The sequence below is a fragment of the Affinibrenneria salicis genome (assembly GCF_008710095.1).
Map to the genome: position 1 here is coordinate 82,680 of NZ_VYKJ01000005.1, position 14,571 is coordinate 97,250.

General features: G+C 60.2%; 14 protein-coding genes and 1 pseudogene. 3 read left to right on the forward strand and 12 right to left on the reverse strand.

The genetic code is table 11. The features are described from left to right. Positions 1-69: 69 nt before the first annotated feature. Genes FJU30_RS11465 through sdhC form a run of 4 tightly spaced genes read right to left on the reverse strand, consistent with a single transcriptional unit; the run spans position 70 to position 3,299 of the window. Positions 70-786, reverse strand: a complete 717-nt coding sequence (locus tag FJU30_RS11465; protein ID WP_150435107.1) for a succinate dehydrogenase iron-sulfur subunit — start codon at positions 784-786, stop codon at positions 70-72. 16 nt (positions 787-802) lie between these two features. Further along, entirely contained in the window at positions 803-2,569 is a 1,767-nt protein-coding gene (gene sdhA / locus FJU30_RS11470; protein ID WP_150435108.1) for a succinate dehydrogenase flavoprotein subunit, read from the reverse strand. After that, positions 2,569-2,916, reverse strand: coding sequence for a succinate dehydrogenase membrane anchor subunit (gene sdhD / locus FJU30_RS11475; RefSeq protein WP_150435109.1), 348 nt, complete (start codon positions 2,914-2,916; stop codon positions 2,569-2,571). The genes sdhA and sdhD overlap by 1 nt, the downstream gene beginning before the upstream one ends. Next, entirely contained in the window at positions 2,910-3,299 is a 390-nt protein-coding gene (sdhC, locus tag FJU30_RS11480; RefSeq protein WP_150435110.1) for a succinate dehydrogenase cytochrome b556 subunit, read from the reverse strand. The genes sdhD and sdhC overlap by 7 nt, the downstream gene beginning before the upstream one ends. A gap of 633 nt (positions 3,300-3,932) precedes the next feature. Between sdhC and FJU30_RS11485 the strand changes: the two genes are divergently transcribed. After that, complete coding sequence (locus tag FJU30_RS11485) at positions 3,933-5,213, forward strand: citrate synthase (RefSeq protein ID WP_150435111.1); 1,281 nt, start codon at positions 3,933-3,935, stop codon at positions 5,211-5,213. Positions 5,214-5,299: 86 nt separating this feature from the next. Here FJU30_RS11485 and nei read toward each other — a convergent pair whose 3' ends face one another. Both nei and murQ read right to left on the reverse strand, forming a co-directional pair. Then, complete coding sequence (gene nei, locus FJU30_RS11490; RefSeq protein ID WP_150435112.1) at positions 5,300-6,091, reverse strand: endonuclease VIII; 792 nt, start codon at positions 6,089-6,091, stop codon at positions 5,300-5,302. A 459-nt stretch (positions 6,092-6,550) separates the two neighbouring features. Continuing rightward, entirely contained in the window at positions 6,551-7,444 is an 894-nt protein-coding gene (gene murQ, locus FJU30_RS11495) for an N-acetylmuramic acid 6-phosphate etherase (RefSeq protein ID WP_150435113.1), read from the reverse strand. 199 nt (positions 7,445-7,643) lie between these two features. Here murQ and FJU30_RS11500 point away from each other — a divergent pair, with 199 nt between their 5' ends. Beyond that, positions 7,644-8,492 (forward strand): MurR/RpiR family transcriptional regulator, encoded by an 849-nt coding sequence (locus tag FJU30_RS11500; RefSeq protein WP_150435114.1) that lies wholly within the window; start codon positions 7,644-7,646, stop codon positions 8,490-8,492. Positions 8,493-8,554: 62 nt separating this feature from the next. Here FJU30_RS11500 and pxpC read toward each other — a convergent pair whose 3' ends face one another. From pxpC to FJU30_RS11530, 6 genes and pseudogenes are all read right to left on the reverse strand, one after another. Next, positions 8,555-9,484, reverse strand: a complete 930-nt coding sequence (gene pxpC / locus FJU30_RS11505; RefSeq protein ID WP_150435115.1) for a 5-oxoprolinase subunit PxpC — start codon at positions 9,482-9,484, stop codon at positions 8,555-8,557. Then, a complete protein-coding gene (gene pxpB / locus FJU30_RS11510) occupies positions 9,478-10,134 on the reverse strand; it encodes a 5-oxoprolinase subunit PxpB (protein WP_150435116.1) in 657 nt (218 codons plus the stop codon). Before pxpB ends, pxpC begins: the two co-directional genes overlap by 7 nt. Positions 10,135-10,208: 74 nt before the next feature. Further along, the gene (locus FJU30_RS11515; RefSeq protein ID WP_150435117.1) at positions 10,209-10,952 is read right to left on the reverse strand and encodes a type 2 GTP cyclohydrolase I; all 744 of its coding nucleotides are present in this window, start codon (positions 10,950-10,952) and stop codon (positions 10,209-10,211) included. An 18-nt stretch (positions 10,953-10,970) separates the two neighbouring features. Next, entirely contained in the window at positions 10,971-12,413 is a 1,443-nt protein-coding gene (gene phrB, locus FJU30_RS11520) for a deoxyribodipyrimidine photo-lyase (protein WP_150435118.1), read from the reverse strand. Positions 12,414-12,438: 25 nt separating this feature from the next. Continuing rightward, positions 12,439-12,957 (reverse strand): annotated as a pseudogene (locus FJU30_RS27180) (YbgA family protein); the annotation flags it as partial. Between the two features lie 461 nt (positions 12,958-13,418). Next, complete coding sequence (locus FJU30_RS11530; RefSeq protein WP_150435119.1) at positions 13,419-13,625, reverse strand: DUF2517 family protein; 207 nt, start codon at positions 13,623-13,625, stop codon at positions 13,419-13,421. 491 nt (positions 13,626-14,116) lie between these two features. Here FJU30_RS11530 and FJU30_RS11535 point away from each other — a divergent pair, with 491 nt between their 5' ends. Beyond that, positions 14,117-14,545 (forward strand): EamA family transporter, encoded by a 429-nt coding sequence (locus FJU30_RS11535; protein WP_150435120.1) that lies wholly within the window; start codon positions 14,117-14,119, stop codon positions 14,543-14,545. Positions 14,546-14,571: the final 26 nt, after the last annotated feature.

Consider the following 14,571-nt stretch of genomic DNA (forward strand, 5'->3'; position numbering starts at 1 on the left):
GGTCCCTGAAATCGATTAGCTATAGCTAACTAATTATACATCAAATACTTATTGATTCACGCACTCAACTCAGGCTCCGCGCTGCAGCAACATGGTTTTTATATGGCCAATCGCGCGGGTTGGGTTAAGCCCCTTCGGACACACGTTAACGCAGTTCATAATGCTGTGGCAGCGGAATACGCTGAAAGCATCGTCCAGATTGTCCAGCCGGGGTTTCGTTTCGGTATCGCGGCTGTCGATAAGAAAACGGTACGCCGCCAGCAGTCCGGCCGGACCGACGAACTTATCCGGGTTCCACCAGAACGACGGGCAAGAGGTGGAACAACAGGCGCACATGATGCACTCGTATAAACCATCCAGCTTCGCCCGCTGTTCCGGCGACTGCAAATGCTCGCGCGCCGGCGGATTTTTGCCGTCATTCAGCAGATAAGGTTTGATCTTCTCATACTGGGCGTAAAACTGCCCCATATCGACGACCAGATCGCGCACCACCGGCAGGCCCGGCAACGGCCGGATAACAATTTTATGGCTGCCGCGGCGCAGTGCGGAAACCGGCGTGATACAGGCCAGACCGTTTTTGCCGTTCATGTTAACGCCGTCGGAACCGCACACCCCCTCGCGGCACGAGCGACGAAAAACCAGCGTCGGGTCTTGCTCCTTCAGCAGCATCAGCGCGTCCAGCAGCATCATATCCCGCCCTTCTTCGGCCTCAAGTTGGTAATCCTGCATGCGCGGCGCATCGTCAACATCCGGGTTGTAACGATAAATAGAGAATTCGAGTTTCATCGTATGATCTCCGCGATTAATAAGTACGCACTTTCGGCGGGAACGCCGGGCGCAGTTTAGGCTGCATGTTCACCGCGCGGCGCGTCATACTCTCGCTTTGCGGCAGATACAGCGTATGGCACAGCCAGTTGGCGTCATCGCGATCGGGATAATCGAAGCGGCTGTGCGCGCCGCGGCTTTCGGTGCGGTAGTTCGCCGAAACGGCGGTGGCGTAGGCCGTTTCCATCAGGTTGTCGAGTTCAAGACACTCGATGCGCTGAGTGTTGAAATCGCGCGAGGTATCATCCAGCCGCGCGTTTTTCAGCCGTTCGCGGATAATTTTCAGCTCTTCCAGCCCTTTCGCCATCGCGTCGCCCTCGCGGAACACCGAGAAATTGTGCTGCATGCAGGACTGCAGCGCCTTGCGGATCTCCACCGGATTTTCACCGCTGCGCGTGCTGTTCCAGCGATTGAGACGTTCAAGCGAGGCGTCGATGTCGTCGTCGCTGGCGTCGCGGCCGCCGCCCTGTTCATCCAGCGACGCCTGTAGATGCAGGCCGGCCGCACGGCCGAACACCACCAGGTCGAGCAACGAGTTGCCGCCCAATCGGTTGGCGCCGTGTACCGATACGCAGGCGATTTCGCCCACCGCAAACAGGCCGGGGATCACCACATCCTCGCCTTTTTCGTTCACGGTCAGCGCCTGGCCGGTCACTTTAGTGGGGATGCCACCCATCATATAATGGCAGGTCGGGATGACCGGAATCGGCTCTTTTATCGGGTCGACGTGGGCAAAGGTGCGCGACAGCTCCAGAATGCCGGGCAGGCGCGACTCCAGCACCTCTTTCCCCAGATGATCCAGCTTCAGTTTAGCGTGCGGTCCCCACGGCCCGTCGCAGCCGCGCCCTTCGCGGATTTCGATCATAATCGAACGCGCCACCACGTCGCGTCCGGCCAGATCCTTCGCGTTCGGCGCATAGCGCTCCATAAAACGCTCGCCGTGTTTATTCAGCAGATAGCCGCCTTCTCCGCGGCAGCCCTCGGTGACCAGCACGCCCGCGCCGGCGATGCCGGTGGGGTGGAACTGCCACATTTCCATATCCTGTACCGGCACGCCGGCGCGCAGCGCCATGCCGACGCCGTCGCCGGTATTAATATGGGCATTGGTGGTCGACTGATAAATGCGGCCCGCGCCGCCGGTCGCCAGCACGGTGGCCCGCGCCTTGAAATAGACCACTTCCCCGCTTTCGATACAAATAGCGGTGCAGCCCATCACCACGCCATCCTGATTTTTCACCAGATCGAGCGCGTACCACTCGGAGAAGATAGTGGTGTGATTACGCAGATTCTGCTGATACAGGGTGTGCAGCAGCGCGTGGCCGGTACGGTCGGCGGCGGCGGCGGTGCGCGCCGCCTGTTCGCCGCCGAAGTTTCTCGACTGACCGCCGAACGGACGCTGATAAATGCGGCCGTCGTCCAGCCGGGAGAAAGGCAGCCCCATGTGCTCCAGCTCCAGCACCGCTTCCGGGCCGGTTTTACACATATATTCGATCGCATCCTGGTCGCCGATATAGTCGGAGCCTTTCACCGTATCGTACATATGCCATTCCCAGTTATCCTCATGGGTATTGCCCAGCGCCACGGTAATACCGCCCTGAGCCGACACCGTATGGGAACGGGTGGGAAACACCTTCGACAGCAGGGCGCAGGACAGCCCCTGCTGGGATATTTGCAGTGCGGCGCGCATTCCCGCGCCGCCGGCGCCGATCACAACGGCATCAAACTCTCTGACAGGTAAATTCATTACGCCCCCCACACCACAATCGTTCCATAAATGACGTACACCAACAGCGTAACCACGATCGCCAGCTGTAATACCAGCCGCAGGCCGAGCGGTTTGATGTAATCGGTCAACACCTGCCATAAGCCAATCCAGGCATGCACCAGGATGGAAAGCAGCGTCAACAGCGTGAAGACTTTGGTGAGAGGCTGGGCGAAAAAGCCGCGCCAGACGGGATACGAGATCGCATCGGCAGTGATCACGAAACCCAGGATATACAGCACATACAACACAATGACGATGGCGGAAGCGCGAATTAATAACCAATCGTGTACGCCATTACGCCCCAACGCAGAGGCATTGCTTACCATACGAGGACTCCAGCCAGAATTGAAAGCACGACAGTAATGACAAAAGAAATAACGGCGGAACGTTTCCCGGCCTGCAGCGTCTCTTCAATATAGCCAAAGTCCATCAGCAGATGGCGAATGCCGCCGACGATGTGCCAGGCCAGCGCGGTGAGAATGCCCCACAGGACAAACCAGACAATAAAGCTGTCCATCACCGCGGCGGCGCGGGAAAAGCCGTCCTGAGAAGAGAGCGAGAGGCCCAGCAGCCACAGCAGGATACCGACGGCGACAAAGGTGATGACGCCGGAGACGCGGTGTAGAATTGAAGCTATCGCAGTAACGGGAAACCGGATCGTCTGCAGATCCAAATTAACAGGTCTTTGTTTTTTCACAGATTCGCCCACACAGCTCTTTATTATTTTTCCTTCCTCCGGATCTGGATGGGCTCAGACAGCAGGGTAAGCAGACTCAGATAAAAACGCCGTCTCCATCACACCGCCAGACATCGCATCCTGGTGTCTGTCCGGTGCATTCTTACCGTACTGGGTGCTCCTGTCGCAGGGTTCTCCGGAGACCTGATCGAAGTATAGGTACTTCACATTCTTATTACAATTCCCCTACAAACCGTTTGGGAACATTTCCCCCAAATAGTGAGTGGGATCACGATTTTCACAATTAATATAAAAACCATTATCTATTTTGACAAAAAATCAACATTTACATTACAACTAATCCAGTAAAAGCCCTATGATGAATCATAGATTTGTTGAGACGCTTCCACCTGTGCGCAACTTATGTAAAAGTGGGTGGATAAATCCCCGTAAAAGTCACAGGTAATGGCTGCAATCATATTCAAGCTGGTTAAGCGCCGGGAAAACTGGGTTTTCTCCTGAATGTGGCTGACGTACTGTTCCGTCTGCTCTGTACCCTTAAATGACTCACAGAGTCCGTCCGCGTCTGTCGCCGTTGCGGACACAGGCTGACAGTATTTCCACGGTGAATGTTTTTTAAAAATATAGCGCTAAGGAGACTGTGAAATGTCTGATAAAAAAGTGACGCTTACGCTTGAAGGCAAAGCGCCTATAGAGCTGGATGTCCTGTCGGGTACGCTCGGACGAGATGAAATAGATATCCGCAGCCTCGGTGCGAAAGGGTTATTTACCTTTGACCCGGGCTTTACCTCCACGGCTTCCTGTGAATCAAAAATCACCTATATCGACGGCGAAGAAGGCATTCTGCTGCACCGCGGTTTCCCCATCGACCAACTGGCGGAAAAGTCCACCTATCTGGAAGTCTGCTATATCCTGCTGTTCGGCGAAGCTCCCGACAAAGAGCAGTATGAAACCTTCAAGACCACCGTCACGCGCCATACCATGATCCACGAACAGATTACCCGTCTGTTCCACGGTTTTCGCCGCGACTCGCACCCGATGGCGGTAATGTGCGGCGTGACCGGCGCGCTGGCCGCTTTCTACCACGATTCGCTGGATATCGGCATTGAACGCCACCGCGAAATCGCCGCTTACCGCCTGCTGTCCAAAATGCCGACGGTGGCGGCCATGTGCTACAAATATTCCATCGGTCAGCCGTTCGTCTATCCGCGCAACAACCTGTCGTATGCCGGTAACTTCCTGCATATGATGTTTTCCACTCCGTGCGAGGAGTATGAGGTCAATCCGGTGCTGGAGCGCGCCATGGATCGTATTCTGATCCTGCACGCCGACCACGAACAGAACGCGTCCACCTCCACGGTGCGCACCGCGGGCTCGTCCGGCGCCAATCCCTTCGCCTGCATCGCGGCAGGCATTGCCTCCCTGTGGGGACCGGCGCACGGCGGGGCCAACGAGGCCTGCCTGCGGATGCTGGAAGAGATCAACAGCGTTGAGCACATTCCTGAATTTGTGCGGCGCGCCAAAGATAAAAATGATTCGTTCCGCCTGATGGGCTTCGGTCACCGGGTATATAAGAACTATGACCCGCGCGCCACCGTAATGCGTGAAACCTGTCATGAAGTGCTGAAAGAGTTGGGCATGAAGGACAACCTGCTCGAAGTGGCGATGAAGCTGGAACACATCGCGCTGAATGACCCGTACTTTATTGAGAAGAAACTCTACCCGAACGTGGACTTCTATTCGGGCATCATCCTGAAAGCGATGGGCATTCCGTCCAGCATGTTCACCGTGATCTTCGCCATGGCGCGTACGGTCGGCTGGATTGCCCACTGGAGCGAGATGCACAACGAAGGTCTCAAGATCGCCCGCCCGCGTCAGCTGTATACCGGCTACAGCCGGCGTGATTTCAGCTCAGAGCGGGAATAATCAACGCTCCGGGCAAAGGCGCGAGGGATCGACGCAACGCCATGGACGGCGTGAAAGCGTGTTTTTCCTCTGCCGCAGTTCCCCGACTAGCCCTGACAAACCGGGCAGCAAAAAAACGGCCGGCCGGAAAGCTGGCGGCGTTCGATAGGGGCGCCGCAGCGTCGGCATGGCTCACCCTCCCGATCAAACACATTGAAACGGAATATCGCGCCATGGTGCCGTTTATCGTCCGTCTGGCCGCGCGTCTGGTAAGACAGGCGCGGCAGGTCCAGTAACGCCTCGCCCAGGCGCCGCAGTTGGTCCGGGCTGAGATCTTGCGCTTTACGCTGCGGCGCCAGTTGCGCCTGCCAGAGAATTTCAGCCCGCAGATAATTGCCCAGTCCGGCGATAAACCCCTGATCGAGCAGCAGACCGCCCAGTTGACGGCGGCGAAAACGCGGCAGCAACAGACGCGCCTGCGCCTGCGGCGCGCTAAACGACATATCCAGCGCGTCGGGTCCGAGCCGGGACAGAAACGGATGGGTCGTCAGCGTCTCCTCGTTCAGCATCGCAATGTCGGAGGCGCTGTACAGCAAGACAGCTTGCTGACCGGCGACCAGCCTGACGCGTAAATCGCGCTGAGTGTCGGGGATAGCGCCGGTGTCGGCCACCCGCCATAAACCGTACAGCTGATTATGGCTGTACAGCACAAGCCCGCCGGAAAAGTGCGTCAACAAAGCCTTGCCGCGGGTTTCAAGGCGCGTCACGCTCTGCCCGGTCAACCCGGCCTGATAGATTTTCAGCGCCGGAAAGGCGAACCATACCTCTGTGAGCGTTTTGCCCTGCAGCGCCTCAGCCAGTTTATCGGCCGCACGCCGAATTTCCGGACCTTCCGGCATCCTATGCTCCTTATCGTTTTCTCGTCGACAAGCGATCGCCGCCGCTCATCGTCACCACCGCGTTTTTCTCAACCGCCACGCCTCACTTTCGCCCGCCGGGCGGCCGGCGGTCCGCCTTATCAGGCCGCATATTTATCGGCCGCGCGCCGAATTCCGCACCTTCCGGCATCCTTTGCTTCTTATCGTCTTCTCGCCGACAAGCGATCGCCGCCGCTCATCGTCACCACCGCGTTTTTCTCAACCGCCACGCTTCACGTTCGCCCGCCGGGCGGCCGGCGGTCCGCCTTATCAGGCCGCATATTTATCGGCCGCGCGCCGAATTCCGCACCTTCCGGCATCCTATGCTCCTTATCGTTTTCTCGTCGACAAGCGATCGCCGCCGCTCATCGTTACCACCGCGTTTTTCTCAACCGCCACACGCCTCACGCCCGCCCGCCGGGCGGCCGGCGGTCCGCCTTATCAGGCGCGCAGCGCAGCCCGCAGGTAGCCGCCATGCTGCTCCAGGCGCCGGCGGGCTTCCTGCGCATCAATGCCGCTCAGCACCATCAGGATGGCCGGCTTCGCTTCGTAATCCGTCTGGTCGAGCGCGTGCCGCGCCTCTTCGGGCGTCACGCCGGTCGCCTCCGTTACAATACGACAGGCGCGATCGACCAGCTTCACATTGGTGGCTTTCACGTCGACCATCAGGTTCTGGTACACCTTGCCCAGTTTAACCATCACGCCGGTGGACAACATGTTCAGCACCAGTTTCTGCGCCGTTCCCGATTTAAGCCGCGTGGAGCCGGTCAGCGCTTCCGGACCGACCAGCGGAGAAATAGCAATGGCCGCCGCGCCGGCGATGGGCGAAGCCGGGTTGCAGGAGATCGCCGCGGTCCGGCAGCCCAGCATACGCGCGTAACGCAGCCCGCCGATGACATAAGGCGTGCGCCCCGAGGCCGCCAGCCCCACCACCATATCCCGCTCCGTCAGCGTCAACGCCTGCAGATCGCGCCGGCCGAGATTTTCATCGTCCTCCGCGCCTTCCACCGCGCGCAGCAGCGCGTCCGGCCCGCCGGCGATCAGGCCAATCACCCGTCCGTGCGGAACGCCGAAGGTCGGCGGACACTCCGCCGCATCCAGCACGCCCAGACGTCCGCTGGTGCCGGCCCCCATGTAGATCAGTCGGCCGCCGGCCTGTAGCGACGCCGTCGCCGCATCGATCGCCTGCGCCACCTGCGGCAACGTCAGACGCACCGCCGGCGCGACCATATCGTCCTGCTGATTCAGACGCGTTACCAGTTCAAGCGTAGAGAGCGTATCCAGATCCATGGTTTCCGGATTACGCATTTCAGAAATTAATGAAGACAGATTCATCGCACCGCCAAAGAATAATTTATTCAACAAACCGGCCCTAATACTGGAATAAATTATTCTATCGTGCGAGAGTTATTTGTTTGTTTTCTCATCGGATCGCATTCCAATACGACGAACGCCGCAGTGAGCGCTGTCCTCGCGTCTGCAATCTGAAGGACCAGAGGGAAGCATGAAATATCGCCCCGCACCGGAGAATGACATGAATTGCCTGCTTCGCATCCAGCAGCGGTACGCGACGCTGGCGCAGAATGAGCGCAAGCTGGCCGACTTTCTGCTGGCCCAATCCGAACGCGCGCGCCACCTCAGCTCATCGAAGCTGGCCCAGGCGGCCGGCGTCAGCCAGTCTGCCGTGGTTAAGTTCGCCCAAAAGCTGGGCTACTCCGGCTTTCCGGCGCTCAGGATGTCGCTGAGCGACACGCCGAGCGCGCTCCCGTCGGAGCCCGCGATTACCCTGCATAACCATATTCTGAGCGACGATACGCTGCAAATCGTCGGCGAAAAACTGCTGCACGAAAAACAGGCGGCGCTGCGCGCCACGCTGGATATCAACAGCGAAGATCGCCTGCTGCAAGCGCTGGCGATGCTGAAGCAGGCGCGCCGGGTCGTATTAATCGGGATGGGAACGTCCGGCCTGGCGGCCAAAGATTTCGCCTGGAAGCTGCTGAAGATCGGCATGCTGGCCGTGGCGGAAGCGGATATGCACGCATCGCTGTCGCTGATGCAGGCGCTGACGGAAGAAGATCTGTTGATTGCGCTGTCGTATAGCGGAGAAAGGCGCGAGATTTTGCTGGCGGCGCAGGAAGCTCAGCGCGCCGGCGCTAAGGTGCTGGCGCTGACCGGTTTTTCGCCCAATCGCCTGCAGCAGCAGGCCGATCTGGCGCTGTATACCGTGGCGGAAGAGATGGTGACGCGCAGCGCGGCCATCGCCTCGACTACCGCGCAGTTGGCCATCACCGACCTGTTGTTTATGGCGCTGATCCAGCGCGACGTGGAACATGCCCCTGAGCGCATTCGCCACAGCGAGGCGCTGATTAAAAAGCTGGTGTAGCCGACCGGCAGGTCATCGGCCGGCGATACGGATCGGGTCCGCCAAACGCCGGCCCGGGAACATCAATAATCACGCAGCCGCCACGCCAGCTGTTCAAGATAATTTTCCTGCTCGCGCGCCGCCTGATGAGCCTCCTCCAGCGAACAGCGCACAAAATGGAGCGGTTCGCCCAGCCGGATCTGCGCCAGGTGGTAAAGATCGGCCTCAATCACGCAGGCGATGCGCGGATAGCCGCCGGTGGTCTGCGCGTCCGACATCAGCACAATCGGCTGACCATTGTGCGGCACCTGCACCACCCCCGGCAGCAGACCGTGCGAATACATTTCGCGCCGCGTCGTCCGCGTCAGCTCACCGCCCTGCAGCCGGTAGCCCATACGGTTGCTCTGCGGATTAAGCTGCCACGGTGTGCGCCAGAACGCGTCCTGCGACTCGCGCGTGAACTCCGAATACTCCGGCCCCTCCAGCGCCCGAATGCGGTTGCCGAACAGCAATTGCTTCACGCCGCACTGCATACGCGGCATACGCTGCGGCTTGCCGGCCTTCAACGGATCGCCGTCCGCCAGCAGTCGCCCCTTAAGTCCGCCGAAGCCCGCCTTCAGATCGGTGCTGCGCGACCCCAGCGCTTCCGGCACCGCGACGCCGCCCGATATCGCCAGATAGCTGCGCATACCGTGTCGCGGCGTCCTGAGCGTGATCGTCTGCCCCGGCCGGACGGCGAAGCGCCAGCCGGTCCACAGCGGTTTGTCGTCCAGCATGGCATCGCAGTCCGCGCCGGTTAACGCCACCCAACCCGGCGCGTTGATCCGCGCGATAAATTGCCCGAGGGTAATCTCCAGCGCCGCCGCCCCGGCGTCGTTGCCCACCAGCAGATTCGCCATTTTCAGCGCGGGCAAATCAAGCGCGCCGGACTGGCTGATCCCCAGACGACGAAAGCCGGTCCGGCCGCCGTCCTGCACCGAGGTATAGATACCGGCACGTAAAATCTTCAGCATATGCCCTCCCGCTGAGGCACAAAGCGAATGTTATCGCCGGGACGCAGCAACGTAGGCGGCATGGTGTCCGGCGTAAATAACGCCAGCGAAGTACGGCCGATTAACTGCCAGCCGCCGGGCGTCGCCAGCGGGTAGATGCCGGTCACCCCTCCGCCGATGCCAACCGAGCCGGCCGGAACCTGAATGCGCGGTTCGGCGCGGCGCGGCGTGTGCAAATTTTCCGGCAGCCCGCCCAGATAGGCGAACCCCGGCTGGAAACCGAGAAAGTAGACCACATACTGCGCGGCGGAGTGACACTCCACCAGTTGATGCTCGCTCATGTCATGGTGCTGCGCCACCCAGGCCAGATCGGGCCCCTGATCGCCGCCATACACCACCGGAATATCGATGTCTCTGGCCTCCGGCTCGATCGACTCGCTCGCCTCCCACCAGCTTTGCAGCCACTCAGCGGCGCCGGACGCCATCGCGCGCGGGTGCGCCAGCAGCACCGTCAGGTTATTCATGCCGGGAATGGTCTCCAGCACATCCTGATGATGAGTCAGCCGTTCGGCCAGCCCCCAGATGCGCCGCTGACTGATCAGCGACATCGGCGGCGCCAGTTCCAGCACCACCGCGCGTTCACCTAACAGATAACACCTTGCACGTTGCAATAGATATCCTCCTGCACCACGTTGCAATACTCCGGCGGAATCGACGGCAGGCCGCCGCCGCGTCCCTCCGGCCATCAGGCCGGGTTGGGAATATCAATAAAGGTCACGTCAAAACCATGCTGCTGCGCCAGCCATTCACCGAGCGCCCGAATGCCGCCGCGCTCGGTGGCATGGTGGCCGGCGGCGTAAAAATGCAGGCCCATTTCGCGGGCGATATGGATCGTCTGCTCAGATACTTCGCCGGTAATGAACGCATCCACGCCGAAGCGGGCCGCCTGTTCAATAAATCCCTGACCGCCGCCGGTGCACCAGGCCAGGCGCTTAATCTGCCGCGGACCCGCGTCGCCGCAGTGCAGCACCTGGCGCGCCAGCCGTTGTTCCAGCCGCTCGCGTAGCGCGACGTCGCTTAATGCCTCGGGCAACGTGCCCCAGGGCACCAATGGCTCGACCTCGCCCTGTACCTCGACGCCCAGCAGCGCCGCCAGGCAGGCATTGTTGCCGAGCTGCGGATGCGCGTCCAGCGGCAGATGGTAACCATATAAATTAATGTCGTGCAGCAGCAGCGTTTTTAACCGGTTACGTTTCATACCGCGTACCAGCGGCGACTCGTTCTTCCAGAAATAGCCATGGTGAACCAGCACCGCATCGGCCTGTCGGGCCACCGCCGCATCCAGCAGCGCCTGCGAGGCCGTTACGCCGGTGACAATCCGCCGCACCTGCTCCCGACCTTCCACCTGTAGTCCGTTCGGCGCATAGTCCTGAAAAGCGGATACATTAAGCAGATGATTAATCAGCTGTTCCAGTTCGCTGTTACGCATTATTATCTTCGCTCTCTGTTATTCATTATCGCCGGCGGGGGCGCCTTTCGCCGCTTCAAACGCCGCCAGCGTGTTTTGCCGCGCCAGCCGGTGATCGACAATGGGCACAGGGTAATCCAGACGCTGCTGCCGGCGCTCCGCCCAGCGCTGAGGCTGATGGATCTCCGCGCCGGGGATTGCGGCCAGCTCCGGCAACCAGCGGCGAATAAACTCGCCCTGCGGATCGAACCGTTCGCCCTGAGTCTGCGGATTAAAAATACGAAACCAGGGCGCCGCATCCGTTCCGGTTGAGGCCGACCACTGCCAACCGCCGTTATTGGCGGCCAGATCGCCATCCAGCAACTGTGACATAAAATAACGTTCCCCCGCGCGCCAGTCGATCAATAAGTCTTTCACCAGAAAGCTGGCGCAGATCATCCGCAGGCGATTATGCATCCAGCCGGTCTGATTCATCTGGCGCATCCCCGCGTCGACGATCGGATAGCCGGTTTCGCCGCGCTGCCAGGCCAATAAATCCTGCTGGCTCCCGCTCCAGCGCACCCGATCCGTCCAGCCGATAAACGGCCGGTGCCGGCACAGCGCCGGCCAGGCAACCAGCAGGTGGCGATAAAACTCGCGCCACAGCAACTCGTTCAGCCAGGTAAAGGCCCCGCCCTCGCGTCGTTCGAGCACGTCGGGGCATTCGGCCAGCAAACGGCAAAAGCACTGGCGCACCGAAATCGCGCCGATCGCCAGATAGGGCGACAGCTGACTGGTGGCGGACAACGCCGGCAGATCCCGATCCTGATGATAACGCATCACCTGTTCACGGCAAAAGCGCCGCAGCCGTTGCAGAGCCTCCTGCTCGCCGGGTGGAAAATCGGCGCCGGGCGGCAGTTGCGGATAGCTGAACGGCGTCAGCGCCGGCAGATCGGTCAGCGGCGCGCTCCCGCGCGCGGCCGGGGCCGGACGGCAGCGAATATCCAGTTGCTGCAGATGTCGCAGACAGGCCTGGCGAAACGGCGTGAACACCTTGTACATCTCGCCCTTCCCGGTCACCACGCTGCCGGGCGCCAGCAGTACGCCGTCGTCAAATCCCTGACAGTCCACAGCGGACGCCAGCCGTTCGACCAGCCGCCGATCGCGCCGGCGTTCGTTCAGCTCATACTGACGGTTATAAAATAAGCGCGTTACCTGCTGCCGACGGCAAAAATCGACCAGCCAGTCAACCGAGGCGTTGAAATCGGCGCATTGATGATAATGCAACGCGATCCCCTTCCCGGCCAGCGCCTGCTGAAGCTGCGTCAGGCTGGCGTGGATCAACGCCGCCTGACGCGGCGCCATATCGTGCTCCTGCCATTGCTGAGGCGTGGCCAGATAGACGGCGATCGTTCTCGCCTGCGGATCCTGACAGGCCGCGTCCAGCGCGGCGTTATCCGTTATGCGCAGATCGTTGCGGAACCAGACCAGATGGGTTGTCATTGCGCCACCTTATTGAATAAAAATATCACGCCGATTGCTCCAGAAAAGGATGGAAGTAGCGCTGTTGCGCCAGCCAGGGGTCGGGATATAGCGCCATGTAACCACGCAGCAGCGCCATCGGCGCGGCCCTCGGCTGCAATCCCCGGCGGTAGTCATCAATGGTGCGCGTCAGTTCCTGCCGCTGCTCGCTGCTGAGCTGCGGGCGGAAATAGCCCTGCACATGCATCAGCACATTAGTGTGGTTGCGCCGGGTAGTACGGTGCGCCATCAGCGACATCAGCCGCAGGCGATACTCTTGCGCATAATCGTCGAGCGACGGCCGCTGCGCCATTGCGCCGACAAAAGGCCCCAGCGTACGGTACTCCGGCTGCGAGTGCGCCAGCAACACCAGCTTGTAGCGGCTGTGAAACGCCATCAGCGCGCCGCGCGACAGCGTCTGCCGGCACAGCAGATTGAATTCATACAGCGCGCACACCCGGGCGATAAAATGGCGGCAAGCCGCTTCGTCGCCCCATTCCGCGGCGTCGAGACGCGGCAGCCACGGGCAACGCAGCTCGCACAGCGCCGCCGTCTCTTCCGCGCCGTCCGCCACCAGCAGGCCGCATAAATCGCGCAGCGCGGCGTCATCCGCCCCATCGCGGGTTATCGGACGGCCGACGAAACAACCCGGCCAGAGCGCGCCGTCGGCGGCCAGGGCGGGCATAGTCTCTGAGTTCACTATCCCCAGAGGAATAGAATATTGGGTCATCGGTTCTGTTCTCCTCTGTCGTTTCAATAGCATAGCGGATTTAACGGCGCACCATGCAATCTTGCGCGAAGAAAAAGCGCGGCGAATGGCGCAGCCGCTGAGACGAGCGGTCACGACGGGCTGTATGCCGGGGGAGGTACGAGCAATTGAAACGCGGCGCGACAAAACGCAGCCGGAACAAAAACAGAAAAAGAGAAGGATTCGCCGTCAGAGCGACAGCCCTGAGGCTGACGCCTCAGGCAACGCGCCGCGCGCCATCAGTAAAAATAGCCCGCGCAGGCTTCCATCTGATCCAGCCAGACCGGCTTATCGCTGGTCTTCAGCCACATGCGGTGCAAATAACTGTAAAAACGAGCCCGATCGCGGCGAAACAGCATCACCGGCAGAGCCAGCAACCCCAGCAGCAACACGGCGCTGCGGCGCAGCAAAATACGGTGCAAAGGGTAACGCGTATAGACTGGCATAGCGACCTCCCTGAATCCCGCTAAACGCTTGCCCGGCAGGGCAACCTTGCGGAGCGGAGACAAGACCTAAGAACAAAGACGGGCGCCGATGATAATAGCGGCGGCCAGCGCACGATTTACATCGCCGTCGGCCGTTCGCCCGAACCAATGAATATCGATTAAAACTTTACCGCTTTTACCGCGCCTTGACTACTCATCGGACCAGAAAAAAAGAAAAGATTGTCAGATTACGGTTTCCGGCCGGATGGTTATCAGAATGTTAATTTAAACCAGTCGCCGGGTTGCGGAATGCAATCGCGCGCGCAGGCTGAGAAGCGTCGCCAGGCGGAGAGAGTGACAGCCTGCTCCAGACGCGCGGATAAAACCGCGGTCGGCTGCGCGTAAACACGCCGTCGGCCGAAGGCTCCTCCGGCTGCCGCCTCATCCTCTGAATCTGGTCAACGTCCCTAAAGCGGCGTAAATTAAATTTTTTCTCAAGGGATACCATCACTATGAGTAGCTGGTTAATCTATGCGCTGCTGTCCGCGCTGTGCGCGGCGCTGGTGGCGTTATTTGGTAAAGTCGGTCTGCAACAGCTGGATGCCAATACCGCCACGGCGGTGCGGGCGGTGATTATGGCGCTGTTTCTGGTCGGCGTGGTGGTGGCGCAGGGTAAGCTCGCGCTGGTCGGCGATGTGCTGAGCAGTAAGAAGGCGTTGCTGTTTATTGTATTCAGCGGGGTTGCCGGCGCATTATCCTGGCTGTTTTATTTTATGGCGCTGAAAAGCGGCAACGTCGCGCAGGTCGCGCCGATCGATAAATTGAGCGTGGTCTTCGCCGTCGTGCTGGCCGTTTTGCTGCTGGGCGAGAAGATCTCGCTGGTGGCGGGGATTGGCGTGGCGCTGATTTCTGCCGGCGCGCTGATGGTCGCGCTGGGCTAGCGCGCGGCAAAGACCGCAGGCCGCGC

Excerpts from the sequence above, each read along its gene's own strand:
- pxpC (WP_150435115.1), bottom strand. The coding sequence starts at position 9,484 with ATGCTGAAGATTTTACGTGCCGGTATCTATACCTCGGTGCAGGACGGC.
- FJU30_RS11515 (WP_150435117.1), bottom strand. The coding sequence starts at position 10,952 with ATGCGTAACAGCGAACTGGAACAGCTGATTAATCATCTGCTTAATGTA.
- murQ (WP_150435113.1), bottom strand. The coding sequence starts at position 7,444 with ATGAATCTGTCTTCATTAATTTCTGAAATGCGTAATCCGGAAACCATG.
- nei (WP_150435112.1), bottom strand. The coding sequence starts at position 6,091 with ATGCCGGAAGGTCCGGAAATTCGGCGTGCGGCCGATAAACTGGCTGAG.
- FJU30_RS11535 (WP_150435120.1), top strand. The coding sequence starts at position 14,117 with ATGAGTAGCTGGTTAATCTATGCGCTGCTGTCCGCGCTGTGCGCGGCG.
- FJU30_RS11500 (WP_150435114.1), top strand. The coding sequence starts at position 7,644 with ATGAATTGCCTGCTTCGCATCCAGCAGCGGTACGCGACGCTGGCGCAG.
- phrB (WP_150435118.1), bottom strand. The coding sequence starts at position 12,413 with ATGACAACCCATCTGGTCTGGTTCCGCAACGATCTGCGCATAACGGAT.
- sdhA (WP_150435108.1), bottom strand. The coding sequence starts at position 2,569 with ATGAATTTACCTGTCAGAGAGTTTGATGCCGTTGTGATCGGCGCCGGC.
- FJU30_RS11465 (WP_150435107.1), bottom strand. The coding sequence starts at position 786 with ATGAAACTCGAATTCTCTATTTATCGTTACAACCCGGATGTTGACGAT.
- FJU30_RS11485 (WP_150435111.1), top strand. The coding sequence starts at position 3,933 with ATGTCTGATAAAAAAGTGACGCTTACGCTTGAAGGCAAAGCGCCTATA.
- sdhD (WP_150435109.1), bottom strand. The coding sequence starts at position 2,916 with ATGGTAAGCAATGCCTCTGCGTTGGGGCGTAATGGCGTACACGATTGG.
- FJU30_RS11530 (WP_150435119.1), bottom strand. The coding sequence starts at position 13,625 with ATGCCAGTCTATACGCGTTACCCTTTGCACCGTATTTTGCTGCGCCGC.